Origin of the sequence: Streptomyces sp. NPDC090442, assembly GCF_044769405.1 — a bacterium.
In the GTDB taxonomy this organism is placed as follows: domain Bacteria; phylum Actinomycetota; class Actinomycetes; order Streptomycetales; family Streptomycetaceae; genus Streptomyces.
In genome coordinates, this window is sequence record NZ_JBIVXW010000280.1 from 1 (window position 1) to 1,172 (window position 1,172).

General features: G+C 66.3%; 1 protein-coding gene. It reads right to left on the reverse strand.

What is annotated here, in order from left to right:
* Positions 1-1,172: AMP-binding protein (locus tag ACIQU6_RS45040; RefSeq protein WP_403488585.1), on the reverse strand; the 1,172-nt coding region annotated here is incomplete at both ends.

Below are 1,172 nucleotides of genomic sequence, written 5' to 3' on the forward strand. Positions count from 1 at the left end.
GATCACCAGGCAGTGGCGGTGCTCGCTTGCACCAGTGTGCGCTGGGTAGTTCGCGTACAGGCCGTCCAGGTGCGCCGGGGTCAGCTTGAACAGCCAGTCGCGGCCGTCGTCGAACAGGTAGTGGCTCAGGCCAGCGAACAGCGCGCCGGCTTCGGACGGCAGCACGATCAAGCGCTTGCCCGCCAGCAGCGGAGCGAACAGCGTGGTGACGGTGGCGTCGAAGCTCAACGGCGTGCCCATGACGGCGCCGCGGTGGTGCGGTTGCAGGTAGGTCTGGGCGTGGTCGAGATAGTTCACGACGCCGCCGTGCGGGACCAGCACGCCCTTGGGTTGGCCGGTTGAGCCTGAGGTGTAGATCACGTAGGCCAGATGCTGTGGCGTCAGGTCCGCTGCTTCCGGCGTGCTGGACGGATAGCTCGCCAGCGCGGCTTCGTCGTCCAGGCGCAGTATTTGACCGCTCCAAGCCGAACAACGCTCCACCAAACTACCAACACTCAAGATCGACTGAACGCCGCTGTCGCTACACATGTAGGCCAGACGTGCATCGGGATGTTCGGGCTCCAGCGGAAGATACGCACCGCCGGCCTTCAGGATCGCCAGCACACCCACCACTTGTTCCAGCGAGCGCCCGACATGCAGGCCGACCACGCTGTCCGGGCCCACGCCCTGCTCGCGCAGCGCATGCGCGGCGCGATTCGCCCAGGCATCGAGTTCCGCATAGCTAAGCTCGCGCTTCCCATCGGTCGCGGCGATATCGTCCGGCGTGCGCCGAACCTGCGCTTCGAACAACGAATGCACGCTACGGTCGCGCGGGTAGTCCCTGCCGCTGCGATTCCAGGCCTGCCAGCTCGCCCGCTCGGCCGCTGTCTGCATCGGCAGCCGGTATACCGGCGTCTCCGGCGCGTCCAACGCTGCCGACAGCAAGGTTTCGAAGTGCGCCGACAGCGCTTCCACCGTCGCCGCATCGAACAGCGCCGTCGCGTACTGCCAGCTCAGGCGCATCGCGCCTTCGTGCTCCCACGCCGTGAGTTCGAGGTCGTACTTGGTGGTATCCGCCGCATACGGCAACGCCGTCACCCTCAGCTCCGGCAGTTCCAGACGACGCTGTGCGGTGTTCTGCAGGGTGAACAGGATCTGGAACAGCGGACTGTGGCTGAGGCTGCGCTCCAGCT